Source organism: Nocardia sp. CA-107356 (assembly GCF_050946365.1).
Lineage (GTDB): Bacteria > Actinomycetota > Actinomycetes > Mycobacteriales > Mycobacteriaceae > Nocardia.
This window is the reverse complement of the sequence record NZ_CP191992.1, coordinates 2318260-2344778: the sequence shown is the minus strand read 5'-3', so window position 1 is coordinate 2344778 and position 26519 is coordinate 2318260. Positions and strand designations below refer to the sequence as shown.

Sequence of the window (26519 nt, the reverse complement as noted above, 5' to 3'; positions counted from 1 at the left end):
AGGCAGTGTCAGTTGATCGGGGGTGTGCCACCACCAGGCTGGGAGCGCAGCAATCGCTCCAACCGTTCACTGGTCTCGGTGCCGGGGACCGGGTTGTGCAGGATGAGGTGATGTCCGGGATGGTCGGGCAACGGGAACAGGGTCGCTTCGAACACCATCACCCCGACGTCGGGGTGGTCGACGGCCTTGACCGCGGTTGAATGCTCGGCCGCGTCGTGACGCGCCCACAGCTCGGCGAATTCCGGGCTGACCTGTGCCAGATCCCCTGCGATGCGGTCGAACTCGGGATCGTCGGGATAGCGGGCGGCGTCGGCGCGGAACCCGGCGGCCACCGCCGGGGCGATCTCGTCCCACTGCTGGTGCGACACCCGCAACCGCGTGTTGGTGAAAAACGACGTCAGGCAGTTGTGGTCGGTATCGCCGTAGCCGAACACCGCCCGTGCCGCGTCGTTGACCGCGGTGAAGTTCCAGTGCCGGTCCCGGATGTAGCCCGGCCGCGGAGCCCAGGTGTCGAGCAGACGCTGCATCTGCGGTGATGCCGGAATCGACGGCGCTGCCTGCTGTTGCGGCGGATTCAGGCCCGCCAACCGGTACAGGTGAGCGCGTTCGATGTCGTCCAGTAGCAATGCACGCGCGACCGCGTCGAGCACGTCGTCGGACACCTTGATATCGCGGCCTTGCTCGAGCCACGTGTACCAAGACACGCCCACCCCCGCCAATACCGCGACTTCCTCGCGCCGCAACCCCGGTGTGCGTCGTCGCCCGGCTTCGGGCAGCCCCACTGCCGAGGGAGCCAACCGCTCGCGTCGACTACGCAGAAACTCCCGCAATTCCTCCCGACGTCGGTCCCGGGCCATGCCACGGTGGGGTTCCTGGTTCAGAGAGGTAGTGCTCACGGATCCACGATAGATCGACGCTATTCAGTCTCGGCACCTACCTCGAATCGGGCGGGAATCGCAGGCCCCATCAGTCTCTGGGGCGGCCAATGCTGGCGTTGACGAAGGGATCGCTCGAATACTGGTGGAAAACCGGGTCTTTGCGGCCGTGAGCGGGTTGCTGGGCGACGGAGGACCATACGGATTTGGAGCTGGTTCCGTGGCACGATGGGTGTTCGAGGTTGCTTGCGACCGAAGTGGAGGAGCGGCGATGCGCTGGGTGTGGTTGATCATCGGGGTACTGCTCGTGTTGATGGGTGGTCTGTGGACGCTGCAGGGGCTGAACCTGCTGGGGCAGACCGGTGGCATGAACGGGCAGGGGATTTGGGTCGTCATCGGCCTGATTGTCGTCGTCGTAGGCGTTTTCGTGGCGGGTGTGGGTCTGCGGAGGCGGTAGTGGGGCGGGGCGGGCGTCGGGCGCTACCCGACCTGCACGGAGACCGACGGATAGCCGGACGCACCGTCCGGGACTACGTCCGTTCTCTCGGCGGTCTGTACGGCACCGGTACCGTCGGTCGCGCGGGCGCGCACAGTATGTTGTCCCGGCGTCGCGTTCCACTGATAGACCCATTGCCGCCACGTGTCGATCGAGTACTCCTCGGACAGTTGCGCGGGCTGCCAATCCTCGTTGTCCACTTGGACCTCGACGGCCCTCACACCGCGATGCTGAGCCCAGGCGATACCCCCGATCGCGACCGGGCCAGTCGATAGTTTCGTCGATGATTTCGGCGTATCGATTCTGGCTTCGGTCTTGATCGGCCCTTGGGTAGACCAGCCGCGCCGAGCCCAATAACCGCGCGCCCGATCGAATCTGGTCACCTCGAGATCGATCACCCATTTGGTTGCCGAGAGGTACCCGTAGAGCCCGGGGACGACGAGGCGGACCGGATAGCCGTGGGGTACGGGCAACGGTTCGCCGTTCATGCCGATCGCCAGCAGCGCATCACGGTCGTCGGTCAGCGCCGTGATCGGGGTTCCGGCGGTGAAGTCGTCGATGCTGGTGGACAGGACCATATCGGCGCCCGAGCGCACGCCGGCCTCCGCCAGCAGATCGGCGACCCGATAGCCGAGCCACCGCGCGTTACCGGTCAGGTCGCCGCCGACTGGATTCGATACGCAGGTCAAGGTGAATATCCGCTCGATCGGCGTGCGTTCGGCCAGATCGGCGTAGGAGAGGGTGAGCTCGCGGTCGACCATGCCGTGGATGTGCAAGTTCCAGTCGTCGGTCGAGAGTTGCGGCACGGTCAACGCGGTATCGATCCGGTAGAAGCTGGAATTCGAGGTGATGAATGGTGTCAGCCCGGAAACCGGCAGTTCGGCGGCGGCCGGAACGGGCGCCGCCGGCTCGGCCGGGGTGGGCAGGCGGACCGCCGCTCGATTTGCGGACACGTCGTTGGCGCGCGCGGCGAGTTGTCGTCCGGTCAACCCGGTCATCAGCGCGAGCACTCCGACACCGACCACACCGCCGAGGAGCCGACGCCGTGCCAGCTGCTCCGACGGGGGCGCAGCGTTGGCCGATTCGATAGCGGCGACGCCCTTTTCGTGCGATGCCTGCCGGGGTTTCGCGGGCGGGGCGGCGTCGATACGTCGGATCAGGATCCGTAGCGCGAATAAACCGGCAACGCTGCCGAGAAGCGTCGGCAGGGCATAGGTCCACGACGCGTTCGCCCGGGTGCATGCGGCCAGCATGCCTGCGATTCCGAAGGCGACGAACAGCGCCGACCCGTGTGGCCGGGTGGTCCGCTCGAGCAACCCGGCGAGTGCGGCGATACCGATCGCCACCAGGAACATCGCCGCGTAGAGCAAGAGCTTGTCGTTGGTGCCGAAGGTGCCGATGACCCATTCGCGAAGATGCTGCGGCGTGAAATCGATGACAACGGAGCCGAAAGCGTTGAACGGCGCGCTATTCGGTCCGATCGGGGCCGAAATCAGCTCGGCGATACCGACGGTCACCCCGGCGGATACGATCCCGCTCGATGCGCGCAGATTTGCCATCGGCAATGAGCCTACCCGGCGTCGTGACACCGTTGCCGGACTCGGCGCGGTTCCTCGCCTCGGTGGTCGGCGTGCCGCCGTCGCTGATAAGCAACTCCGATCCTGCGATCGGCACCTACACGGGCAGCATCGTCACCATCCATACCCGAACAGGACGAGACGCACTCTTACTCGCAGGCCCGCCGAACACAGCAAGAACTCGACCAGCTGCAAACCGAACAACACCGACGCACCCAACTCACCCCCACCGAAGCCGCCGCCGAACACCAACTGCGCCAACAACACAGCGCCGCCGAAGACGACACCTCCAACTACTTCGATAACAAGCGGGCGTTTCGGTTGCGATCACCCCGCGACAAGCCACGACCGTTACCCACGAACGTCCTCCTCCTGCGATGGGACACCAAGCCCGACAAGCGCATCAGGACGACGTTCCCATCCCACGCACCGACACACAGAACGTCTTTCTATGCCGCATATCTCGCTGACCGAACCGGCCAGCGAGAATGATCGGCGGGTGCGGCACACCGGCGCTCAGCGGCAGATCTTGTCTGCGACATCGGCAGGCACGCCGGTCTCGGTGCAGTGCAGCGCACTGCCGAGGTCCACAGGCTTCCAGCCTCCGTCGGCCGCTACGTAGTGGAACAAGACTTGGGCTCGGTTGACAGTATTATTGTGGGTTCCCGTATGGGCCATCGCCCACTCACCCGCACAGTCGATTCGATCCTCGAGTTCGATCGGCCTCGCCAACCGCGACTCGATGTCAGTGCCTCGCAACGCTTCGAGCAAAACGGCCTTGGTAACCGGGCACACCGACGGCGAGCTCGCCGAACTCGGATCGATCACCTCCGTCGGGAAGTCACGGTCCGGGGTCACGGTGCGATCGTCGGCGCCCAAGGTGAGAGTGACAATGACCGGCCCACCCGAGGGACAGCAGCTGGCGTCTTTACCCGTCAGCCAACGGTATTGGACCCCGACACTGCGATCTGACGAGCCGACCACCTGTGTATAAGCAGTCGACTTCTTGGTCGCGGTGCCCAGATAACCTGCGTGGTTGAACAGCATCACGTGCCAGGGTGAGCTAGCCGTGCCATGCGGAGTCCCAGCGAGCACCCAAAGTATGGCGGGACAAGCGCCGACGGAGGCGTCAGTGCCGCTGTCTGCATAGAATCCGTCGCCGCCGACACCGGTGCCGAGTGTGCCGAGTGCGGCTGTGACCACCGCCGACTTCAGATCGACGCATCTGCCGTTTCCGGCAGTGGCAGGAACATTGTCACCAGCAGGCTGCGTGGCACCTGGTGACTGCTGAGTGACCGGAGGCTGAGCGGATCCCGGCACGGCAGCGGTAGCGGAGCTCGAAACCGACGACCCCCCGGACGCCTGCGTCGTCACACCGTCCTGACATGCCGTCGCCAGGGTCACCGCCGCGACCGCCACGATGATGCCGATGATCCTTTTCATCGAGTGCCCTTTCCTTATCTGTACTACAGAGCACTTCGCATCCCGAATGAAGATCGTTGCGCCCCTGCTTTCTTGGGCACGCTGGCCTGCGTCCCAACATTCGTCAACTGGCCGTCGGCATCGCCGAGGACGCCGAACCCGGGCCGTACAGGATCGGATTCGAGCAAACCGCGTTGACCGAAGAGGACACGGTGGGCAATCGCGACGCGAGAGCTGTTGTAGCTCAGTGCATCCTGCAATGCCGCTCAGGGGCAAAGCCCGGCTGGCAACTACATGGCGCGAAATGCACCGAACGATTCGGACCCGACTGAGGGTCGCCGTGGGTACGCGAAAGCGCCAGAGGTGGGCGATGCCGTGTGGGCTAATGAGATCGAACGACCGACACGTCCGCCGCCAGGGTGATCGGTATTTTGGCTGCTGTAACCGCTACCGCCCCGCAGTCGATGGCGTCCGCCACCGAATTACGGAACCATTGGTCTGATCTAGTGCACGACCCTTCAGGTATGGCCCGTCCGCAATCAAAGGAGGAGTCATGGACAAGGAACCGAACCACAATGGTCAGCCAGACTTCGAAGCGCTGTACCGTGACGCGTCGCCGGAGCAGGATGCTGCTGCGTTGATCCCCTGGGACATCGGCGGCCCACAGCCGGTAGTGCAGCAGTTGGTGGCCTACGGCGCTGTGCGGGGCGAGGTGCTCGACCCCGGAACCGGCCCGGGACATCACGCGATCCACTACGCGTCCAAGGGCTACTCGGCCACCGGGATCGACTCGTCGCCGACGGCGATCGAGCGGGCCAAGCGCAACGCGGAGCGCGCCGGGGTGAGGGTGGACTTCGAAGTGGCCGATGCAACCAGACTCGACGGCCTGGAGAATCGGTTCGACACCGTCGTCGACAGCGCGTTCTACCACGTATTCCTCGACGACGAACAAACACAGACCCAGTACGCGCAGGCCCTGCACCGTGCCACGAAACCGGGAGCGCGACTGTTCATGTTCGAAATCGGACGCCACAACGTCAACGGTCTTCAGCCCGAAGGTTTGCCAGCGGAGAATTTCGAGCGGGTGCTTCCCGCGGCCGGATGGCGCATCGACTACCTGGGAACCACCACTTACCAAGCCACCTTCAGCGCGGAAACGTTCACCCACCTCACCAAGCAAATGGGCGACGACTCAGGATGGGCTGAGCGGATGAAGCCGATGCTAGAACAACTCCAGACCATTGCGCCGTTGCTGAAAAACAACCGGGTGCACCTGCCGGTGTGGGCCGTGACCGCCACCCGCCTCGACTAGCTGTGCCTTCCGAGCTGCCGCCACCACCGCCGTGACCATCACTGCGGTCGCTGCGGTCAGTTCTTCCTCGTCAGGGATCCCGAGGTCATCATGAACGGGATGCTGTGATCCTGTCCTGTCAGGATGGCGGTTTGATGTCGCATGTCGTCGGCGATCGACCAGAACGCCAGCGTGGTTGCGCCGCAGGTCTGCGTGGCCGGGGACAGCTCGGCGGTATTCCCATGGGCCTCGAAGGTCCAGCTGCAGCCGTCGGCGGTATGCGCGGTGACGGTGCTGCCCGCCGACGGGGTGAAGGTGACCGGCCCGGACATGGGAGCGGGCGTGAACGGCAGGGGAATGAAGTAGGAGTTGGTGGCGGCGTTGGTGGGGAAGGGCGCGCGGTCGAAGGTCCAGGTACCGCTGAAACGCCGCGCGGTGTCGGCCTGGGTGCCCGCGGCGGCGTTGCTGCGGCGGCCGTCGACCAGATCGAATCCGAAGGTCCCCGGGCCGAGATAACTATTGGCGTGCAGGGTTTCTCGCTCGACACCGTCATCGACGGTGACGCGCCAGCGGTCTATGTTGTAGCCGGACCCGATCACCTGGTTGAAGCAGTATTGGGTGGTGGAGGTCATTTCCAGAGCGTCCCCAACGGGCCGGAAATGCCAGGTGCAGCCCTGATCGGTGTGGCCCAGGATCTCGCTGTCGGCACCGCGAGTGAAGGTAATGGTGCCGATCTGCGGAATGTCGGGCCGGTATCCGAACAGGTCCATGGTGGCGATGTTGGTTCTGGTGACGTCGTCCGGCTGGTCGTAATTCCATGTGCCCAGGTACTTTTCGACGGATCCGGTCGTTTCGGCGGACGCGGTCGAATCCGCTCCGGCCGGTGCCGGGGCGGTCGCGAGGCCGGCCAGCGCCAGGGCTGCGATCGCGGTCAGTCGCCTCGAACTGCGGGACATGAGGTCTCCTCGAATGGTGCTTCGTGTTTTTGCGGGTCGGCACTATGACGAGGCGGGCGGCGGGAAAGTTACCGCGCCGGATCGGTAACTTTTCGCCCCGCCGTCTCGTCGTAATCGGTATGGAGACTCATCGCGACCAGTTCACCGCGCTGTGGGATGCGCATCGCGCCTACCTGGTGGACCTGGCGTTCCGAATGCTCGGTGACATCGCGGACGCGGAAGACGTTGCGCAGGAAGCGTTCCTGCGCCTCTCACGCACCCGCGCGGACGAACTGAACAACGTCCGCGGCTGGCTGACCGTGGTGACCGGCCGCCTGTGCCTGGACCTGCTGGGCAGTGCCCGGGCCCGGCGCGAGCAACCCGGCGCCCCGGAGCTGCTGAACTCGGTGGTCTCGCCGGGCGTCGACCCGGCGGACCGGGTCACGCTCGACGATCACGTCCAGTCGGCACTGGTGATGGTGCTGCAGCGACTGAATCCGGCCGAACGGGTGGCGTTCATCATGCACGATGTGTTCGCGCTGCCCTTCGAGGAGATCGCCGCGATCGTTGGCCGTCCAGCGGGTGCGTGCAGACAGCTGGCGCGGCGGGCGCGTACGAAGATCACCGGGGCGGCGGCAGGTCCCACGATCGCAGCCGCTGATCGCGCGGTCGTCGGGGCCGACCCCGCAATCGACGCGGTCGATCATGCCACGGCATCGACACACCGAGCCGTCCTGGACCGGTTCATCGCCGCCTGCTCCGGCGGTGACCTCAACGCCCTGCTGACCGTGCTGGCCCCGGACGCCTGGGGATCGGCGACCTTCGTCGCGGGCTCGCTGCCGACACCGGAGGACACCCACGGCGCGACGGCCGTGGCGTCGAACCTGCTCAGCTACTTCGGATCCGGCGCGACGCTGGTGTCGCACCAAACGCCCGCAACCGTGGGCGTCCTGGCATACCACAACCGCGTCCTGTACGGCATGCTCGTGCTCACGATGCGCGGCGACCGCGTGGCGGGCATCGAGGCGATCGTCGACCCGACGATCCCCATGGCATGAGGACGGCCTACCGGCGCGCGCCCTGTTCGTGCGCCGGTAGGTCGACCTCTCCATGGCCTTTCGGTGTACACGCGGCACCCGAAATCGGCTTGTAGCTGTGGATTTCGGGTGTATCACGGAACGCCGGATGGAAGCCGCCGAAATCTGGAAGCGGCACAGAGTGTTCGGTCAGCCGGTGCACCGCTTGCTCGAAGTGCTCGCGCTCGCCCAGGCTCATCTCGGAGATGTTCTGCTCCAGCTCGCGGGCTGATGTTCACCGCACCTCCACCAGGAAGACGACCGAGCTACGCGTGGTGCCGATGTTGGTCATGAACCCCACGATGTTGCGGGAGGTCTTGTTGATCTGGATCCGGTAGCGGTCCATCAGCTGCTGCCGTTCGAAGGTGTCGCCGTCGCAGCCGGTGCGCACGATGGACAGCGTGATCCGCGACGGGTCCAGCACAAATTCGTCTTGTTCCCAGGCCGCCATCATGTTCGGCAGCCTGACCGCAGCGGCTGCGCGATGGCCGAGGGCCGCAAGCGTTTCGGGATCAGATCCGAGGTCCCTCACCGACACCACCCGAGCAGGCACCGACTGCCTGCAATTTACGCAAGACGGCGGCGACCGAAGCCTGCTGTTGGCAGCAACGCACGAAACAGTTGAAGCCTCGAACGCCCTCGCTATGCTGAACCAGCGACTCATGTCCGACCTCAGCAGCAGATGACAACATGGCCGGCACCGTCGACCGTCGCCACCCGAATCCTATGGCATCCCCTGTGGCCCAAGGCCCCGAACTGCCCGCCGCCCTGGACAACCTCGCCCGAGAGGCTCACGCTGATGGACGCCCACTCCGCCGTTCTGCCTCGCCATCCTGAAATTCGTGAAATGTGAGTAGTGTCGCTGGCGTGAAGGACGCCGGACTAGTCGGAGTGCAGAAGACCGTCAGCCCCGTCCTCAGGGCCAAAGCACTGGACAACCGGCTACCGGACCCGATCCTCGGCGACAAATACGCCGAGCAGACGATGCGCCGCCTCGACCCCGACTACGACAACCGCAGATTCGGCACCAGCCAGATGGGCCTCGCCGCCGTGGTACGCGCCAAGGCCCACGACGACTGGGCCCGAAGCTTCCTCGCCGATCACCCCGACGCAGTGGTGCTGCACCTGGGCTGCGGCCTCGACGCCCGCGCATACCGGATCGACCCGCCCGCCACCGTCGACTGGTACGACCTGGACTACCCCTCCATCATCGAACTGCGGCAACAATTCCTGCCGCCGCGAGAGCACTACACGCTGATCGGCTCCAGCGTCACCGACCTGACCTGGCTGGACCGTATCCCCCGCGGCCGGCCGGTGCTGATGATCGCCGAGGGACTGGTGCCCTACCTGACCGAGACCGACCTCCGGCGGCTGCTGACCAGCATCGTCGACGCCTTTCCCACCGGCCAGATACAGTTCGACACGGTACCGGTCTGGGCGTGGCGCACCTCGAAATGGGACCCCACCCTGCGCAAATACGACACCCAGTTCCACTGCGGTTTCAACGATCCGGCCGCGCTGGCCGATTGGCACCCGCGCCTCGAATATGTCGACGAGGCGCCGATGAACGACTCACCGGTGCTGATGGCCAAGGCACCCGCGAACATACGCCGCATGTACCGCCTCTTGAACCTGCTGCCGGGCATGAAACGGTCCACCCGCATCGTGCGGTTCCGGTTCTAATGCGCCGCCTGTCAGTACAGGCTGGACAGCAGGGGTGAACGCGGGGATCTCGTTGCTTCTGGCGGCGATCTGACGCGGGGCGATATGCCCGAGCACCGCGAGGGCCTCCATGACATGGTGGTATGTGTTTTCGACATCGGCTCGGGTCTTCCCGTCCGCCTTGCTCAGAACATGGCGGCTATGGCGTAATGCCGTCGAATTGCTGACCCAGTAAGGGCTGTTCGTGGTGGTGTTTCATTGTGAGACATACAGGGTCATGTCGGTGGACGAGGTGGAGTGGGGGTGGATGTAGCCGCCGGAGAGCTGGGGGAAGGAGCGGACCCATCCGCGGCGCCGTCCCGTGGTGGCCGCCCGAGACCGCTGTGGCTCAGCACGTCCTATGCCCCGACCCACGCGTTCGATCACGCACAAACGTTGGCCAGCAGTCGATCTGGCGAACATCTGCATCTGCCGCGATGGTCGGCAACATCCAGATCCAGAACCTCGGGTGCTCGGTCACCGCCGTCGGGGAGCGTTCTCCCTCTCGTCGCGCAATGAAACTTGGTGCAGGTCTGTGCCGTACCCGTACCGCTGCCACTGCAATCGGTAGAGACGCTCCCAGCGGTCTTCTATCCAGTCCCAGATCAACTCGGCGACCATCGGCGGATCGTCGATTTCGGTGGTGTAGAGGCGGTCCCGCGAACCGTCCTTGACCTCCAAGTTGCTGTGTCAGTAGACGTAGACCACCGCATTCTCACCGCCGCTGCAGGTGACCAGCGGACCGTCGGCGACACAGTTCATCGTGTAGGTGCGGCCGGTGACCGGGCTGGTCGCCACCACCGAGCGCGATGAACGCGAGACGTTCGCGGCGGCGGAGTCGGCGTAGGCCTGGCGGACCGCTTCGGCGAAACCGCAACTGGTGACCGAGGATCCGGTGGCCGCCTGGGAGAAGGTGCCTGCCGCCGGTTGTCCGGTCGTGCACTGCGTCGCACCCACGGGCAGGGTGACCGAGGTGGGTGCGGCCTTGCTGGTCGAGGCCGTCGGCGGTGTCGTCGGACCGCCGGTGGCGCGGGCGGCCGTGGTCGTCACCTGTGCGCCCGCCTGGGTGTCCTTGGAATTCCCGGAGTCGTGGGAACCCATGACCTGCCAACCGATGGCGCCGCCGACGGCGAGTACGACGATGACGAAGACGGCGACCATGATGGGCAGCACGACCGAGCGGTCGCGCCGTTGATAGGGGTCCTGGCCGTAGTAGTCGTCCTCATACTCGGGTTCGGCATAGCCGCCTTGCGGCGGGTATTCCGGCGCGGGCGGGTATTCCGGCGCGCGGTAGGGGTTGGCCGCGTGCGCGGGGCGGGGCGGGGGCTCGAACGGCGGTGCGCTCGAGAAGGGTTGCGGGACGATGCGAGTTTCCGGAGCGGGCGAATGCTGTTGCGCGCCGAATTGTTCCGGGTATTGCCGCTCGGGGTACTGCTGTTCGGGGTACCTGGCCTCGGGGTAATGCGACTCCGGATACCGTTGCGTCTGCTCGGCCTGCGACGCCCCCGAATACCGCGATTGCTGCGGATACTGCTCAGTCGGCGGGGTCTGCGAGCCGCCCGAGTAGTCCGGCGACTGCGGATACCGCGGCTCCGAATACTCCGGCTGCGGCGCCGACTCCGAATACAGATGCGCATCCGGAAACGGCCGCGCCGGCCGTGCGGCCCCGGGCGACCCTAGTGGCGCTCGCGCAGGCTGCTGCCGCGGCAACGGCGTGAACTGCAGATCGGCGGCCGACACCTCCGTCGCCCCCGTCGGATGGATCACCGCGGGAATCGATCCCGTCACCTCCGCGGGCGTCGCCGGATTGCGGTGCACCACAGCCTGGTCCGACGGACCGCGCGCCGGATCGGGCGGACGTACGATCAGCGTCGGCATGCTCGCGGTCGGCGCGGTGGCCAGCGCCGCCCTGGCCGCGCGGGCCAGATCGGTCGCGGTCGGGAACCGATCGGCGGGCTCCTTGGCCATACCGCGGGCGATCACTGCGTCCATCGCCGCGGGAATGCCCGGTCGCTGCACACTCGGTCGCGGCGGCGGATCGGAAAGATGTGACCGGATCAGCGCACTCATGCTCCCGGCCGGGAACGGCGATGCCCCGGTGAGGCATTCGTGCAGCACACAGGCAAGGGAGTAGATATCGACGCGACCGGTCACCGGGCCGGCATCGAAGCGCTCCGGTGCCATATAGGTATAGGAGCCGATCGCCATGCCCGCCTGCGTCATCGCGCTGTCGCCCTCGATGTGGGCGATGCCGAAGTCGACCAGGTACGCGAAGTCCGCGTCGGTCACCAGGATATTGGCCGGTTTGACATCGCGGTGCACCAGACCGTCGGCATGCGCGGCATCCAGGCCCGCGGCGATCTGCTCGATAATCCCGATCGCGCGCTCGGCGCTCATCGCCCCCTGGTCACGCAGAATGCCGCGCAGGTCGACGCCGGGCACCAGCCGCATATCGATGAACAGCACACCGTCGATCACGCCCCAGTCGTGGATCGGGATGATGTGCGGCTCGGCCAGCCGGGCGGCGGCCTGTGATTCGCGACGGAAACGCACCTGGTAGATGGGATCGGTAGCGAGTTCCTCGGACAGCAGCTTGACCGCGACCACGCGGTCCTTCACCGTGTCGTACGCCTCGTAGACCTCGCCCATCCCCCCCTTGCCGAGCAGCGATCTGAGCTCGTACGGCCCGAACCGACTGCCGACTCTCCATCCAGGTCCATCCACCCCGTCAATCCTCCACATCCCGGGCAAGATCGCCCACCACCATCGGCGGTCATGCGCGATCGGGGCTGCCCGTCAACCTGTGGATTGTCCTGGTGCGACCACCCCGTGGTCAAACGCAAACACGATCGCGGCTGCGCGATCGCGCAGCTCCAGTTTGCCGAATATGTGTCCGACATGGCTCTTCACGGTGACTTCGGAGATGCCGAGCTCACGCGCGATCTCCGCGTTGACGCGGCCACGGCCGATCAATTCGAGCACCTCGTACTCGCGCGCGGTGAGCTCGGCGAGTCTGCTGTCGTCGCGGGTAGCGGCGGGTCGCACTGTCCGGTACGCCGAGAGCACCCGCCCGGTGACCGAGGGATCGAGCCAGGCCCCGCCGACAGCGACCGTGCGCACCGCGCGGATCAGATCCTCGGCGGGCGAATCCTTGAGGATGAATCCGGCCGCCCCGGCTCGGAGTGCACCGGAAAGCAACTGGTCATCGTCGAAGGTGGTGAGCACGAGCACCGGTGGCGCGCCGTCGCGCGCGCGCAGCGTGCGGGTCGCGTCGATACCGCCGACACGCTTCATGCGCAGATCCATCAGCACCACGTCGGGGCGACTGGCCGCGATGGCGGCGGGCACCTCGTCGCCATCGGCACATTCGTTGACGACGAACCCGTCGCGCCGGCGCAGGATCCGGCGCAGTCCACCACGCACCAGCTCCTGATCATCGACAACGAGAACGGTGACGGCATCCTCACCACCGGCCGACACCGAGGTCACGCACCCTCCCCCAGCGCACCGTCACGCCGAATGGATTCGGCCCTGTCACGCATCGCATTCGCCGCGCCGTGGACCATGTCCGGCAGCGGACACGACGCCGGCACCCAGGACCGTGCACCGCTCAGCGGGAATTCGGCCCGCACCGTCCAGCCGTCGTCATAGGGTCCGGCCTCGAGCCGACCGCCGAGCAGTTCGGCACGCTGCCGCATACCGGACAGCCCCATCCCGCCACCCAGATCCGGCGGCACCCCCTTGGGCAGCGTGTTGTTCACGATGAGCCGGGCCATCGTCGAGTCCACCTCCAAGAACACGGTCGCGGTCGCGCCGGGCGCATGTTTGATCACATTGGCCAGGGATTCCTGGCCGATTCGATAGAGCGCGAGCCCGACCGCGGCCGACACCGCGCTCAGATCCTCGGCGCGGGAGTAACGGACGTCGAGTCCTGCCCCCGCGAAGTCACCGACCAGGTCATCGAAATCGCGGATACCGGGCTCCGGCACGAGTTTCGACGGCCGCGTGTCGAGCAGCCCGATAGTGCGGCGGATATCGGCCATGGCCTGTCTGCCGAGTCGTTCGGCGTCGACCAGCGCGTCCACCGCTTCGTCCACATCGCGATCGGTCTGCAGTGCGTGCCGGGCCGCGGTCAGGTGCAACAGGGTGATGCTCAGCGAATGCGCGATGACATCGTGCACCTCGCGCGCGATCCGGCGGCGCTCCTCGTCGGCGGCGCGGGCGGCCCGGATCTGCTGGCTCTGGCGTTCCTGATACAGGAATTTGCGCTGGTACTGCAGCATCACGCCGACCAGCCAGCCGAGCGCGATCCCGATGGTGTACATCTGGATGCCCTGCAACCGCTCACCTGTCACACTCCACATCAGATGCCCGGCCGCGTCGAAGACAGCCAACTCGAATACCGCGACCAGCGCGAAGAGCGCACTGAAACGTTTTCGCACGATGGCCGCGACCTCGCCGACCATCACCACCAAGATGAACGGCGAGAAATCGGCCGATACCGGTTGGGTGAGCAGGATCGCCGTCGCGGCCAGTCCGGAGCCCGCGAGCAGGATCGGGCTCGGGGTCACCCCGAAGAAGCAGAACAGCGGCACCGAAACGAAGACCAGAATCACCGCCAGAATCGGCAGCGCCGTCGGAAAGTATTCGTGCCGCTGGATGATCGCGCCGATGCTGACGACGAGCAGGGCCGCGTCGGCGCTGATCATCACCGAGGGCGGGTAGTCGAACGGCAGCTCTTCGAGGTTGCGGCGGATCACCGCCACGGGATTGCGCAGGAAGACCGCGAATCGATCCCGGATGCGCCCAGTCTCCCGGAACGGTATCGCCGGTTGGGCGTCCGCCGACGAGGTAATGGCGTGGATCACATCCATCCTGTAAGGCTAACCGCCAGGTCGGGCCCACTGCATCGTTCCCGGAACGGTCCGTGGCTCCTACCGCGGTAGGAGATCGATTCGCGTCCCTGGCACGAAGACACCGTATTTTCCCGTCCGTAGCGTGAGATTCACCAATCACGGAAGGCCGAACGCCATGTCCGATTATTTCGAGCGACAAAGCAGTCGCAATGGCTGGGAGGACCAGCACCGCCGGACCGAGATCGTGCGCACCGTGCTCACCCGCGCGGCCGTCGATCCGGCCAGCCCCGACCTGTTCGCGGACATTCCGGACCTGGACCGGCTGTTCGGCGGACCGGAAGGGCTCTTGCTCGCGCTGCGATATCGGTGGAATATCCATCTCGACGCGAAATTGGATCAGGCGCTACTGCAGGGCCAATCCGCGGTCGAGGCCTATCTCGAACTCGCCGCGGAACAACCGGCACTGCGCGCTGTTCTCGACGCGCAATACCGACGCCATGACCAGGCATCCGAGGCGATGGCGCGATAACGCGTTGGTGCGGCACCACACTGCGCGACAATCGACCAAGATCGAATACTGCACGAAAGAGGGTGGGGGACCGCCATGCCGGACCAGGCCATGCTGGAACTGACCGACATCACCAAGGAGTACCGCGTCGGCAAACAGACGGTGCGCGCGCTCGACGGCATCAGCCTGCGCATCGAATCCGGTGAATTCACCTCGATCATCGGCCCATCCGGCTCGGGCAAGAGCACGCTGCTGCATCTGCTCGGCGCACTCGACACCCCCGACACGGGGTCGATCCGATTCCAGGGCGAGGAGATCGGTGGCCTGGACGACGAGCGGCAGTCCGAATTCCGGCGCCACCGCGTCGGTTTCATCTTCCAATTCTTCAACTTGCTGCCCACCCTCACCGCCTGGGAGAACGTCGCAATTCCGAAGCTGCTGGACGGCACCGGGTTACGCAAGGCCAAGCCGCGCGCACTGGAGCTGCTCGACCTGGTCGGGCTCGGTGAACGCGCCGCCCATCGGCCGGCCGAGTTGTCCGGCGGGCAAATGCAGCGGGTCGCGGTGGCACGGGCACTGATCATGGATCCGCCGCTGATCCTGGCCGACGAGCCGACCGGCAATCTGGATTCCAAGACCGGCGCGGCCATCCTGAAATTGCTCGGCGATATCGCTGAAAACGGTAATTCGGTGGTGATGGTGACCCACGATATGGGCGCCATCGAATACTGCGACCGGGTGATCACGTTGCGCGACGGACAGATCGGCTCCAATGACAAGGTCGATATCGCGAAGCGAGCGGTGCGCGCGTGATCGGCGCGGCGTGGGATCGGCTGCGACTGTTCAATATCGGTGAACTGCTCGCCCACCGTGGCCGCACCTTCATGTCACTGACGGTGATGGCCGTCTCGGCCTCGCTACTTGTCGCGGTGTTCAGCATCTCCGGCTCGGTCACCGGATCGGTGGACCGGCTGACCCGCAGTCTCGGCGGCAAGGCCGCGCTCGAGGTCACCGGGATCACCGACGCGGGCTTCGATCAGCAGGAACTACAACGGATCGCGACCACACCCGGTGTCGACAAGGCAGTGCCGATGTTGCGCGCGCAGGTCGGGTCCGGCGCGGATAAGGCGCTGCTGATCGGCGCCGACGCCAGCATCGCCGCACTCGGCAGTGAATTGGGCGGGCCGATGGCCGCGCAGGCGAGCAAACTACTCACCGTGCCGAACGGTGTCCTGGTCGGATCCGGGATGGGACGCGCCGAGGGTGCACAGTTCCCGCTCGGCTCCGCAACCGTCACCGTCGCAGCGGTTCTCGACAAGAAGACCTCCGAGCAACTCAACGGGGGCCATATCATCGCCGCCCCGCTCGGTCTGGCGCAGAAACTCACCGACCGCGTCGGGCGCCTGGACTCGATTCAGGTCATTGCGGCCGATGGCACCGATGTCGACCGATTGCGGGCAACGCTGACCACAGTGGTCGAGGGCCACGCCGTGGTCGCCGATCCCGGGCTGCGCACGGCACAGGCCGGCGGCGCCATCCAGATCGTGCGGTACTCGACACTCATGGCCTCGGCGGCGGCCCTGATCGTCTCGGCGTTCCTGATCTACAACGCGATGAGTATGGCCGTCGCCCAGCGCCGACCGGTGTTATCGATGCTGCGGGCCATCGGCGGCAAGCGCGGGCCGATGGTGCGTGATCTGCTGGTCGAGGCGGCGCTGCTCGGCGTGCTCGGCGGTGTGGGTGGCGCGGTTGTCGGTGCCGCCATGGGCGGCGTCGCGATCGACAAACTTCCCACCGCCATCATGCAGTCGGTGGAAGCGCGCACCGAATATATGGTGCCCGGGTATGCGATTCCGGTGGCGATCGGCGCCTGTGTGCTGGCCAGCGTCATGGCGGCCGCCATCGCGGCGCGCCAGGTGTACAAGGTCGAACCGATCGAGGCGCTGGCACCGGTGGGGGTGGCGCGCGCCGATGCGACGAGCGCGGCACTGCGCTGGACCTCGATCGCGCTCGGTGTCGGCCTCGTTATCGGCTCGATCGCCATCGCCGAGGCCGATCTCGGCCGCCTATCGCTGGCGGCGATCTCGATGTCGTATGCGGGGGCAGTGGCACTGTGCTTCGCCGCCACCGGACCGATCGTGCGTGGTGCCGCGGCAATCGCCGGACGCTTCGGCGCACCGGGCACACTCGGGGCCACCACCCTCGAACGCGCACCGCGGCGAGTGTGGGCCACCGCGATGACGGTGATGATCGGCGTATCCGCCACCGTCGCGATGGGCGGGGGTTCACGCAATATGGTCGATTCGGCCACCGCTTCCTTCGCCGGCTTCGGCGACACCGATCTATTCGTCAGCACCAGCTCGATGGAGCAGTTCCCGACGGGGCCGTTGCTGCCCAATGGATTACGCGAGAAGATCGCCCAGGTGCCCGGCGTCGAGGCGGTCGGCCCCGCGCAGATGGCCTTCGCCACCCTCGGCACCGGGCGGGTGATGTTGCAGGGCTATCCGAGCGAGGCGAACGAATCCGAGACCGGCTCGGTGAGTCGAGAAGTCATGGCCCACTTGGCCGCTGGGGACGGGGTGGCGATCTCGCGCGATGTCGCGCGATCACTCGGCGTCGGCGTCGGGGCCGAATTGACCCTGCCGACCCCGACCGGCAACCACACCGTGCGGGTGCTGGATGTGATTCCGTACATCTCGGCCATCTCGGGCGTTGTCGTGATGAATCTCGACCAGCTGCGCGCGTGGTATCAGCGACCGGGTGAAACCGTGCTCGCGATACATTTCCAACCGGGCGTGGACAAGTCGGCGGTGCAAGCCGCCGTGCGGCGCGTGGTACCAGCGGATATCCATGTCGACACCGGCGCGCGGGCGGTCGTCGCCATCTCCTCCAGCCTGCGGCAGGGCACGGCGATCAGTTACGCCATTCTGTGGATCGTGGTGCTGGTGGCCACCGTGGCACTGCTGAACACGCTGATGCTCTCGGTCCTGGAACGCCGTCGTGAACTGGGCGTACTGCGAGCCATGGGAACCAGCCGCAAATTCCTGCTGCGCTCGGTGCTCGCCGAAGCCGTCGGCATCGGATTCATCGGCGCGGCAATAGGTCTCGCGGTCGGCGCGGCGATCCAGTATCTGGCGACCGTCGCTACCGGCCACGCCATGACCATCGACATCGTGTACCAGCCGAGCCCGATGCTGCTGGTCTACGGCACCGCCGCGCTGGCACTGGCGCTACTCGGGTCGATTCCCCCCGCACTGCGCGCCGCCCGAATGCCGATCGTGGACGCATTGGCGGTCGACTGAGTTCGATCAGGGCTGCCCGCGTGCCGGATGGGCGTGCGAGCAGCCCTATTCGGCTGTCCGACAGGCGATTACAGCGGTGCCGCATCCCACCATGCGGTGAGGGCGTCCTGGGCCGAGGGGGTCGGCGGGATGGTCTGTGCGGCGCCGGAGGTGCCGTAATTGCTCACGTACACCAGGAAATTCGAGCGGGCGGCATCGGATTCGAAGCTCACCACCAGCTTGGCTGTGTGGTAGTACGGCTGAAGTGGGCCCGGCGGATCCTCCACTACCCACCGGTGAGTGTTGACCGGGACTCCGCTCTTCTTCTCCGCGGTCGCGACATTTGCGGGTAAGGCCTGGACCACGGCCCGTGCGTCGGCGGCGGAGGTGTATTCGAGGATCGTGTAGCTCATCTGGGTGCTGGTCCGCGTCTCGCGATCGCATTGCCACGCGCCGACCCATGGACTGGATTTCAACGGACCGTCCTCGACCCGCAACTGCTCTCCGGCCTTCGCCGCGAAGCAGCGGGCGTCTTGATAGGCCTCGCCGTGGCTGTCCTTGCCCTGCGGCACCAGATTGGGGAACAACCTGCGGCTCTTCGCCAGGGCATCGGATGTGGCGGCCGCCGCGGTGGAGGTGGCGGCGGGTGGCGGCACCGCGGCATTGTCCGGCTCTTCGGACTGCCAGCCGACCGTGACGAGGGTGCCGATGACGGCGATCACCGCGACCACAATGCCGCAGGCCATCCAGCCGAGCAGCATCGCCGTACTCCGGCTGCGGTCCGGAGTCGGATGCGGGCCACCGCCATTCGGCCCGAACGGCGCCCCATGCGGCGGCACGGCACCGGGCGGCATCGGACCCGCGGCAGGCGGCGGCCCCTGAGTCGGCACACCTTGCGCAGGTGCGCCCGGCATCGGCGGCACCTGAGCTGGCTGGCCCTGCGCCGGTAGGGCCTGCATGGGCGGCACTTGCGACGGCTGCCCCGGTGCGGGTGCGCCCAGCATCGAGGGCCCCGGCGCCGCGGGTACCCCGGACGGTGGCGGTGCCGCCTGCTGCGCCGGTGCCGCCGAATAGCCTCCAGCCTGCGGCGACGCCCCCGGCGGTATCGGCGACCCCGGAAAACCCGCGGCCGGTGGTGGCGCACCATATCCGGCGGGCGCGACGGCCTGCGTGGACTGGACGAAGGCGGTCGCGTCCACGGGCGCACCGAATGCCGGTGCAGGCGGCACGGATCCGACAGGATTCGGCATGCTCGCCGGATATCCGGGGACAGGGAAGCCGGGATTCACCTGGACGGTCGCGACCGGCGGCGCAGTCAAGGCCTGGCGTGCCGCGGCGGCGAATTCGACACAGGTCGCGTACCGGTGTTCGGGACGTTTGGCCATCGCCTTGGCCAGCACGCCGTCCAGCGCGGGATTCAAACCCGGTCGCCGGGTCGCCAGCGGTGCCGCGAGATGTTGCAGGTGCCCGCGAATGATGTCGTTCGGGTCGGGCGCGTCGAACGGGGCCATACCGGTGAACAACCAGTACAGCGCGCACGCCAGGGAGTATTGGTCGGTGCGGTTGTCCAGTTTGGCGCCGGTCATCTGTTCCGGCGAGGCGTAGGACAGGGTCGCGCTGAACATCCCGGTCTGGGTCAGGTGCGTGGAGTCCTCGCGCAGCCGGGCGATGCCGAAGTCGGTGAGGAAGACCCGCTCGCCCTGTCCGCCGCTGGAGCGGGCCAGCAGGAAGTTGGCGGGTTTCACATCCCGATGCAGCACGCCTATGCCGTGCGCGTAATCCAATGCGGCCGCGACACCCTCGATGATCTGCACCGCCCGCTCCGGCGGCAGCGTCATCGGGTCGACGGTCGCGGCGTCGACGCCGTCGATGTACTGCATGGAGATCCAGAGCTGGTTGTCCTCGGAGCCGCGGTCGTAGACGGCGACGATATTCGGATGGTCCAGATGCGCCGCCAGATCGGCCTCCCGGTCGAAGCGCGCACGCACCTCGGCGTCGGTGAACAGCTCCCGATTCAGCAGTTTCAGCGCAGTCTGCTTACCGAGCCGGGGGTGTCGGGCCAGGTACACCGAGCCCATACCACCCTGTCCGAGCAGCCGCTCCACGGTGAACCCGGCGAACACCTCACCGCTGTTCAGCAACGCGACCCCCTTCAGGTGACTGCGGCCCCCGGACATCGGTCGTCCGAGTGCGTAAACAGAGTTGTGAGCCTACCGGGTAGCCCGTTGGCCACGCTGTTTCGAATTCTCCGGGAAAATCGGCGAAACTATCAACAGGGCGTCAGTGCCGTGTCAGTTGTGTGATGGACCGATGCTGATCGCCCGACGTCCGGTCACCGACCGGACGGGAGTGACGAGGATGTTTTTTGCACCGCCGATGGAACAACGGGTGTCATGTTGTGGTGGTGGGGAGGACACGGCGGTGAGGTCTACGAAAACGATGGCGAATTACCGGGTGGTGCTGCGCGGTGCGGCACTCACCGCATTGCTCACACTGACCTCCTGTTCGCTTCTGCCCGACACACACAGTTCCCCGAACGAGCCGACGCTACCCGTCGAACGCCCCGGATCTTGGCATCCGGGCTGGTCGATCTCGCGGCCCGATTCGCTGGCCGCCGATTTCACCCAACTGCAGCCGAATCTGACGGGCCAGGTCGGGATGGCGATCATGCCGGTCGGCGGCGGCCGGATGACCATCTTCGGCGACTGGACCACCGGCATCGCCTGGTCCACCATCAAGGTCCCGCTGGCCATCGCGGCGCTGCGGCACGACCCGAACGACGGCGTCTTCGAATACGCACACGAGGCGATCACCGTCTCGGATAACGATGCGGCCGAGGCGCTGTGGCAGTCCCTCGGTGACGGCGAAGATGCCGCCCATGCCGTCCAGGAGGTCTTGGACGAGGCCGGTGACGCACTCACCAACGTGTCCGGACCGAAGACCAGTCTCGACTACACCGCATTCGGGGCGACCGAATGGACACTGGCCAATCAGGCCCGCTTCGCCTCGCAGTTGCCGTGCCTGCCCGAGACCGACACCGTGGTCAGCCTGATGGAACAGATCACCCCGGAACAGCGGTGGGGCCTCGGCACGATCGAGGGCACCGAATTCAAGGGCGGTTGGGGGCCCGACGACGATACCGGCGTCTACACCGTCCGCCAGTTCGGCTTGGTGCCGACCCGATCCGGCGGTGTCGCGGTAGCCCTTGCCGCACAAGCGGATTCGGGCAGCTTCGAGGATGCGACCGCCCTGCTCGACCGGCTGGCCCGGCTGCTCTCGCGGCACCTCGACGATCTCAACGGCGGTAAGTGCCAGAAGCTGCGCTAGCCCGGGGTGACCAGACCGGATTCGTAGGCGAGCACAACAGCTTGCGCTCGGTCGCGCAGATTCAGCTTCGAGAACACCTTGGAGACATGGGTTTTCACGGTCTGCTCGGCGACGTACAGGGATTCGGCGATCTCGGTATTGGACATCCCCTTGGCGATCAGCTCCAGCACCTCGCGTTCGCGCGGCGTCAGCGCGGCCAGCGCGGGTGCGGGTTTGACGCGGCTGGCGGTGCGGCGCCGGGTGACATCGGCGATGAGCCGCCGGGTGACCGTCGGGGCGAGCAGCGCCTGACCGTCGGCGACCACGCGCACGGCCCGCACCAACTCCTCGGCAGGCGCGTCCTTGAGCAGGAATCCGCTGGCACCGATGCTCAACGCCTCGTAGACGTAATCGTCGATATCGAAGGTGGTCAGCATGAGCACCCGCACCGGCGGGTCGAATCCGGCGGCCAGAATGGCGCGCGCGGCGTCGAGTCCGTTCATCTCCGGCATGCGCACATCCATCAGCACCACATCCGGACGCAGCCGCTTGGCCTCGGCTACGGCGACCTTCCCGTCGGGCGCGTCACCGACCACGCTGATATCGGATTGGGCGGCGAGCAGGGCGCCGAAACCCTGGCGCACCATGGCCTGGTCGTCGGCGATCAGAACGGTAATTGCCACCACCACACCTTATCCGCCTCCCCGCCTACCCCGGCCGGACAAGTCGGATGCCACCTACGTCACACACAAGTCCCGCGTCGAGCATCCGGCAAGTTCTGGGGTGTACCCGACGAGCTTGCCGTATTCGTCCGAAATCAGTTGCCCTGGAGGTGCGTTCGAAGACTCGCTCACACGTCCTCGGCCGGGCCGATCGCGGCGGTGATCACCGAATCGAACTCGGCCGGTACCGGCTCCGCGCCGATCGGCAGGCGGACCCGGACCTCGAAGCCGCCGTCGGCGCGTGGACCCGCGGAAACCTCGCCGCCGACAGCGAGTGCCCTGGCCCGCATTCCGGCCAGACCGTGACCGCCGTTGCCGACCGGGCGGGCCATGGTGGCGCTGAGGTCGTTGCCGACGCTCAGGTGCAGTGCGGCGGTCCCGATCACGATCGATACCCGGACCGGAGCGCCCGGTGCGTGCCGGGAGGCATTGGACAGCGATTCCTGGACGATTCGGTACAGCGCGAGGCCGACCGCATCCGGAACCGGATCCAGCAGTCCGTCGACCGTCCAGTCGATGCGCACACCGGCACGACGGGCGGCCTCGAACAGGCCGAGCACATCGGCGGCCTTGGGTTGCGGCGCGTGGTCGGGCAGTTGACCGTCGCTGCGCAGCACGCCGAGCATGCCGCGGATCTCGTTCAACGCCTCGCGGGCGGTCGCGCCGATGGATTCGAACTCCGCCCGGGCCGCCGGGGTCACGCCCTCGACCCGGTACGGCGCGGTCTGGGCCTGCACCACGACGAGAGACATGTGGTGGGCGACCACATCGTGCAGGTCGCGGGCGATCCGGGCCTTCTCCTCGAGGATGGCGCGGCGGGCCCGCTCCAGCTCGTTCTCCTCCTCCTGGGCCAGCAACTGTTTGCGCGACTGCACCAGCCAGCGCACCAGCATGGCGAAGAGCACGACCGCAGCGAAGGCGATCGGCCAGGCCCAGGCACCGCCCGAGAGTTGGCCGCCGTCACCGGACATCGTCGTGGCAAGCAAGAGCGAGGTCGCGCCCCAGGCGACGGCGACGATCGGCACCGGCGCACGCAGGGCCACCGCGAACAGCAGCGCGAACAGGCACAGGATGTGCACGACCTGAATCGGGAGCTCATTGCCCGGCTGATGCGGAATGGCCAGTGCGATGATCAGGGCGGAGCCCGCCGAAATCGCCCAGCCGAGCGCCGGGTTGAGCCGGATCAGCAGGACCGGGAAAGCGGCCAGCGCGGCGATGAACGGCTGCACCGCCACCGGTACGACGTGGGTGACGTGCAGCGTCGGCCACGCGACGGCGTAGAAGACCACCGCCACGAGCACGGTGAACGCATCGAACCACATTCGCGCGTTCATCCCCTTGGTCCGGCCACGCTGATTTTCCATGTCTACGACAGTAGGAACTCCGGGCGGTCCACGTCCTCATACCCACGGGTGAAATCCGCTCCAGTACCGCAGCGGGAGGAAGCGCGGGTACTCACCCGTCGGCACGGCCCGGGAAACCCCACCGCGGCGTGAGGTGACATGGCGGGCTGGATTCATAGCGTCGAGCACCATGAGCACACCGAACACCGCGCGGCGGGCCGACGCCGGGGCACACGATGCCCGAGCCCAACCCACGGCACGGCGCTGCGCCGCGTTGACCGCGGCCGCACTGACCACCATGGCGGCCACCATTGTGCTGGCGCCCGCGACGCATGCCGCCTCCGTGCACCAGCCGGTGGAGAACGCCTCGGCCGGTGCGGCGGTCGTCGATCTGACCTCGGGTGGGCCGGGATCGGCTGCCGCGATTCCCGCCGATTTCGCGGATCGGTTCGGTTATCAGCCGACTGTCGTCGACGGGCTGCTGGTGAATCCCGGTGGGGACTGCTCGTCGCCGGTGACATTGCCCGCTGAATTCGAAACCGCGTGCAAGGCACACGATCTGGGGTACGACCTGTTGCGCTACGCGGGCGAGCACGAACAGCCGCTGACCGGTTGGGCCAGGCAGGCCCTCGACGCGACCCTCGCCACGCATATGCACGAGGCGTGCGCGAGCCGCGACGACGCGTTCTCCCGCGCTCGCTGCAATGCGATGGCGCGTATCGCGTACACCTTCGTCGATCTGAATTCGCGGCGGCAGGACTACGGGGTGCCGGTGATCGAATCCGCGCTCGGCGCGGAGAGTTCCGGGAGCCGCAACAGGTGGCCGGCCTGGATTGCCGCTGGCGGTGTGGTCGGTCTCGCAGCGGTGCTGGCCGGTGTGCTGCCGTCGGTCCGGCGGCGCGAACGCAAGGTCGATGTTCCGGCACCCGGCAGGATTTCGAATCACATCGGCGCACCGGGGGTTCACGCATGAGCACGTTGACAACGACCAGACCGGCTGCCGTCGCGGGTGATGCCGCCGAGGACACACCGGCCGTGACCGGTCCGAATGGCCCGTCACCTCGTTGGAAGACGCTGGCGACCGCCGTGTTTCGCCGAGCGCTGCGACCGCGTATCGGCACGACGCTCGGAATCGGGCTCGGCACAATGGTATCGCTGGCACCCGGCCTGCTGCCGCGCACCCCGAGTGCCCAGGCCGTGCTGACCGGCCTGTTGGCCGCCATTGCGCTCGGCATCGCGGGTGTTCTGCGTTTTGCGTTGCGGCGCTGGGATTTCGACATCAACTATCGGCTGACTCGGTTCCGCACGTCACTGCTGGGTCTGACCACCCTTGCGGCCCTCGGCACGGCCGCGAACGCGAATCATTGGCAGAACCAGCTGCGCACGGCGATGGGCACGGCGCTCATCGGTCCGGACTACTGGCTGCACTGGGTCCTGATGTCGGGATTGATCGTCGGGATATTCGCCGGAACAGCACACGCCACCGGGTGGATCGCGCGGAAACTGGGCTGGGCGCGCAGTATCGCGGTGACCGCGGTCGCGACGGCGGTGCTCTATCTCATCGGCGTGCCCGCGGCGGTCGACTGGCGGCGCAGCGCCTATGCCGCCGCCAATGCGACGGTCGATCCCGAACTGGTACAACCGGTTTCCTACGCCCGCTCCGGCAGCTCCGAATCGGCCATCAGCTGGCCTTCCCTCGGTGCGGAAGGGCGCAAGTTCGTCACCGGATCCCCGGCCGGACCCGTCCGGGTGTACGTCGGGCTCGACTCCGCGCCGGATCTCGATTCCCGTGTGGCGCTTGCGATTCGGGAGCTGGAACGCTCCGGCGGACTGGAGCGCTCGAATATCGTGCTCGCGGTACCGACCGGGTCGGGGTGGATCGATGCGAACGCGGTCCGCGGCTTCTACGAACGCTTCGGCGGCGACGTCGCACTCCTCGGCATGCAGTACTCGTACGCCCCCAGCTGGGTGAGCTTCCTCTTCGGCCGCGATGATGCGATCGCGGCCGCGCGTGCGCTGTTCACCGCCGTGGAGCGACGCATCGGCACACTCGACCACAAGCCCGAGTTCTACGTCTACGGGCAGAGCCTCGGCGCTCTCGGCGGCAGCTCGATCTTCGCCGACGACGCCGACCAGGACCGCCGCACCTGTGCCACGCTCTGGGCGGGTCCACCCGCCGGTCAGGTGCATCGTGCGGGCGCGACGGTGCTGGCCAATAGCTCCGACCCGGTGGTGCACTGGTCGCCGTCGCTACTGTGGCGGGCACCCGCACTTCGCGATGTCCGGGTGGATGCCCCTGTCCCGCAATGGCTTCCGGTGGTCAGCTTCCTGCAGACCAGCACCGACCTGCTCGCCGCGTTGAACGCGCCGCCGGGCCACGGCCACCGCTACGGCACCGACCAGGGCACCGCGATGGGCACCTGCTGAACCGCGATGGCGCAGTTCGAAGGCTTGATCAGCCCTAGAACTTGTTCTAGTTTGCTAACCATGTCCTTTGTCATCGATGCCACCGTCGAGATCGACGCCCCCGCCGAACTGGTGTGGCAGGTGATCACCGACCTCCCCCGCTACGGCGAGTGGAACCCCTTCTGCATCGAATGCCGCAGCACGCTCGTCCCCGGCGAACCGATCGACATGCTGGTCGCGCTTTCCGGTTCCAGTCCGCGACGCCAACGCGAATGGATGGTCTCACATACCCCGGGCACCGAACTCAGCTACTCGATGAAACCGGTCCCGCTCGGAACCCTGCACAGCCTGCGCTCGCACAAGGTGACACCGCTCGGCCCGGACCGCACCCGCTACGAATCCCACTTCGAACTCGCAGGCTGGCTGCACCCCCTCGTCGTCGCCCTCCTCGGCAAGAACCTGCAACGCGGCTTCGCCAGCATGACCGCAGGCATCCAGAAACAAGCCGAAACCCTGCGCGCCCACTGATCTCCCGCACGCGTCGCTCCCGCACACCCTCCGCGCTCCCGCACAACAACTCACCGCACAACACGCCGGGTCGCATACGGGAAGGTCTGCGGGAGCCGCAGCGACCGCACGCGCCTCGCCGCGGCCTTCGGCAGCGGAGATCACCTGCACCCCAACGACTCCGGCTATCGCGCCATGGCCGCGACCGTCGACCTCG

24 protein-coding genes are annotated in these 26519 nt (G+C 66.8%); 11 read left to right on the top strand and 13 right to left on the bottom strand.

Annotated features, from left to right (window positions below):
- Positions 1–8 precede the first annotated feature (8 nt).
- Positions 9–896 carry a helix-turn-helix transcriptional regulator gene (locus tag ACQP1G_RS10560; RefSeq protein WP_433201573.1) on the bottom strand — a complete coding sequence of 296 codons (888 nt, stop codon included), beginning with the start codon at positions 894–896 and terminating at the stop codon, positions 9–11.
- 250 nt (positions 897–1146) lie between these two features.
- Between ACQP1G_RS10560 and ACQP1G_RS10555 the strand changes: the two genes are divergently transcribed.
- Positions 1147–1332 carry a hypothetical protein gene (locus ACQP1G_RS10555; RefSeq protein ID WP_433201570.1) on the top strand — a complete coding sequence of 62 codons (186 nt, stop codon included), beginning with the start codon at positions 1147–1149 and terminating at the stop codon, positions 1330–1332.
- Between the two features lie 23 nt (positions 1333–1355).
- On the opposite strand, the gene ACQP1G_RS10550 is transcribed toward ACQP1G_RS10555, so the two are convergent.
- On the bottom strand, positions 1356–2930 hold the full coding sequence (locus tag ACQP1G_RS10550) for a molybdopterin-dependent oxidoreductase (RefSeq protein ID WP_433201567.1): 1575 nt from the start codon (positions 2928–2930) through the stop codon (positions 1356–1358).
- 534 nt (positions 2931–3464) lie between these two features.
- The gene (locus ACQP1G_RS10545) at positions 3465–4391 is read right to left on the bottom strand and encodes an LppP/LprE family lipoprotein (protein WP_433201564.1); all 927 of its coding nucleotides are present in this window, start codon (positions 4389–4391) and stop codon (positions 3465–3467) included.
- Between the two features lie 532 nt (positions 4392–4923).
- Here ACQP1G_RS10545 and ACQP1G_RS10540 point away from each other — a divergent pair.
- On the top strand, positions 4924–5682 hold the full coding sequence (locus ACQP1G_RS10540; protein WP_433201561.1) for a class I SAM-dependent methyltransferase: 759 nt from the start codon (positions 4924–4926) through the stop codon (positions 5680–5682).
- A 56-nt stretch (positions 5683–5738) separates the two neighbouring features.
- Here the strand turns inward: ACQP1G_RS10540 and ACQP1G_RS10535 are convergent, their stop codons facing one another.
- Entirely contained in the window at positions 5739–6617 is an 879-nt protein-coding gene (locus tag ACQP1G_RS10535; RefSeq protein ID WP_433201558.1) for a hypothetical protein, read from the bottom strand.
- Between the two features lie 119 nt (positions 6618–6736).
- Here ACQP1G_RS10535 and ACQP1G_RS10530 point away from each other — a divergent pair, with 119 nt between their 5' ends.
- On the top strand, positions 6737–7654 hold the full coding sequence (locus tag ACQP1G_RS10530) for a sigma-70 family RNA polymerase sigma factor (RefSeq protein WP_433201555.1): 918 nt from the start codon (positions 6737–6739) through the stop codon (positions 7652–7654).
- A gap of 7 nt (positions 7655–7661) precedes the next feature.
- On the opposite strand, the gene ACQP1G_RS10525 is transcribed toward ACQP1G_RS10530, so the two are convergent.
- Positions 7662–7871, bottom strand: a complete 210-nt coding sequence (locus tag ACQP1G_RS10525) for a hypothetical protein (RefSeq protein WP_433201552.1) — start codon at positions 7869–7871, stop codon at positions 7662–7664.
- Positions 7872–7907: 36 nt separating this feature from the next.
- Complete coding sequence (locus tag ACQP1G_RS10520; RefSeq protein ID WP_433201549.1) at positions 7908–8126, bottom strand: hypothetical protein; 219 nt, start codon at positions 8124–8126, stop codon at positions 7908–7910.
- A gap of 395 nt (positions 8127–8521) precedes the next feature.
- Between ACQP1G_RS10520 and ACQP1G_RS10515 the strand changes: the two genes are divergently transcribed.
- Positions 8522–9355 (top strand): class I SAM-dependent methyltransferase, encoded by an 834-nt coding sequence (locus ACQP1G_RS10515; RefSeq protein ID WP_433201546.1) that lies wholly within the window; start codon positions 8522–8524, stop codon positions 9353–9355.
- Positions 9356–9850: 495 nt separating this feature from the next.
- On the opposite strand, the gene ACQP1G_RS10510 is transcribed toward ACQP1G_RS10515, so the two are convergent.
- From ACQP1G_RS10510 to ACQP1G_RS10495, 4 genes are read right to left on the bottom strand one after another with little or no spacing between them, the layout of a single operon-like run.
- Positions 9851–10054 carry a hypothetical protein gene (locus ACQP1G_RS10510; RefSeq protein ID WP_433201543.1) on the bottom strand — a complete coding sequence of 68 codons (204 nt, stop codon included), beginning with the start codon at positions 10052–10054 and terminating at the stop codon, positions 9851–9853.
- 9 nt (positions 10055–10063) lie between these two features.
- Entirely contained in the window at positions 10064–12115 is a 2052-nt protein-coding gene (locus tag ACQP1G_RS10505) for a protein kinase domain-containing protein (protein ID WP_433201540.1), read from the bottom strand.
- Between the two features lie 54 nt (positions 12116–12169).
- Positions 12170–12862 (bottom strand): response regulator, encoded by a 693-nt coding sequence (locus ACQP1G_RS10500; RefSeq protein ID WP_433201537.1) that lies wholly within the window; start codon positions 12860–12862, stop codon positions 12170–12172.
- On the bottom strand, positions 12859–14247 hold the full coding sequence (locus tag ACQP1G_RS10495; protein ID WP_433201534.1) for a sensor histidine kinase: 1389 nt from the start codon (positions 14245–14247) through the stop codon (positions 12859–12861). Before ACQP1G_RS10495 ends, ACQP1G_RS10500 begins: the two co-directional genes overlap by 4 nt.
- A 157-nt stretch (positions 14248–14404) precedes the next feature.
- Between ACQP1G_RS10495 and ACQP1G_RS10490 the strand changes: the two genes are divergently transcribed.
- The 3 genes from ACQP1G_RS10490 (at position 14405) to ACQP1G_RS10480 (ending at position 18039) form a co-directional block, all read left to right on the top strand.
- Positions 14405–14758 carry a hypothetical protein gene (locus tag ACQP1G_RS10490; protein WP_433201531.1) on the top strand — a complete coding sequence of 118 codons (354 nt, stop codon included), beginning with the start codon at positions 14405–14407 and terminating at the stop codon, positions 14756–14758.
- 75 nt (positions 14759–14833) lie between these two features.
- A complete protein-coding gene (locus tag ACQP1G_RS10485; protein WP_433201528.1) occupies positions 14834–15550 on the top strand; it encodes an ABC transporter ATP-binding protein in 717 nt (238 codons plus the stop codon).
- Positions 15547–18039: an FtsX-like permease family protein gene (locus ACQP1G_RS10480; protein WP_433201525.1), complete on the top strand. Its 2493-nt coding sequence runs from the start codon at positions 15547–15549 to the stop codon at positions 18037–18039. Before ACQP1G_RS10485 ends, ACQP1G_RS10480 begins: the two co-directional genes overlap by 4 nt.
- Before the next feature lie 68 nt (positions 18040–18107).
- Here the strand turns inward: ACQP1G_RS10480 and ACQP1G_RS10475 are convergent, their stop codons facing one another.
- Positions 18108–20195, bottom strand: coding sequence for a protein kinase domain-containing protein (locus ACQP1G_RS10475; RefSeq protein WP_433201522.1), 2088 nt, complete (start codon positions 20193–20195; stop codon positions 18108–18110).
- 244 nt (positions 20196–20439) lie between these two features.
- Between ACQP1G_RS10475 and ACQP1G_RS10470 the strand changes: the two genes are divergently transcribed.
- On the top strand, positions 20440–21345 hold the full coding sequence (locus tag ACQP1G_RS10470) for a hypothetical protein (protein WP_433201519.1): 906 nt from the start codon (positions 20440–20442) through the stop codon (positions 21343–21345).
- On the opposite strand, the gene ACQP1G_RS10465 is transcribed toward ACQP1G_RS10470, so the two are convergent.
- Both ACQP1G_RS10465 and ACQP1G_RS10460 read right to left on the bottom strand, forming a co-directional pair.
- Positions 21342–22007, bottom strand: a complete 666-nt coding sequence (locus ACQP1G_RS10465; protein WP_433201516.1) for a response regulator — start codon at positions 22005–22007, stop codon at positions 21342–21344. The two genes, ACQP1G_RS10470 and ACQP1G_RS10465, sit on opposite strands and share 4 nt — an antisense overlap.
- A gap of 167 nt (positions 22008–22174) precedes the next feature.
- Positions 22175–23410 carry a sensor histidine kinase gene (locus ACQP1G_RS10460; protein WP_433201513.1) on the bottom strand — a complete coding sequence of 412 codons (1236 nt, stop codon included), beginning with the start codon at positions 23408–23410 and terminating at the stop codon, positions 22175–22177.
- Between the two features lie 169 nt (positions 23411–23579).
- Here ACQP1G_RS10460 and ACQP1G_RS10455 point away from each other — a divergent pair, with 169 nt between their 5' ends.
- Genes ACQP1G_RS10455 through ACQP1G_RS10445 form a run of 3 tightly spaced genes read left to right on the top strand, consistent with a single transcriptional unit; the run spans position 23580 to position 26323 of the window.
- Positions 23580–24362, top strand: coding sequence for a hypothetical protein (locus ACQP1G_RS10455; protein ID WP_433201510.1), 783 nt, complete (start codon positions 23580–23582; stop codon positions 24360–24362).
- The gene (locus ACQP1G_RS10450; RefSeq protein ID WP_433201507.1) at positions 24359–25816 is read left to right on the top strand and encodes an alpha/beta-hydrolase family protein; all 1458 of its coding nucleotides are present in this window, start codon (positions 24359–24361) and stop codon (positions 25814–25816) included. The genes ACQP1G_RS10455 and ACQP1G_RS10450 overlap by 4 nt, the downstream gene beginning before the upstream one ends.
- 60 nt (positions 25817–25876) lie before the next feature.
- The gene (locus ACQP1G_RS10445) at positions 25877–26323 is read left to right on the top strand and encodes an SRPBCC family protein (RefSeq protein ID WP_433201504.1); all 447 of its coding nucleotides are present in this window, start codon (positions 25877–25879) and stop codon (positions 26321–26323) included.
- The last annotated feature ends 196 nt before the right edge of the window (positions 26324–26519 follow it).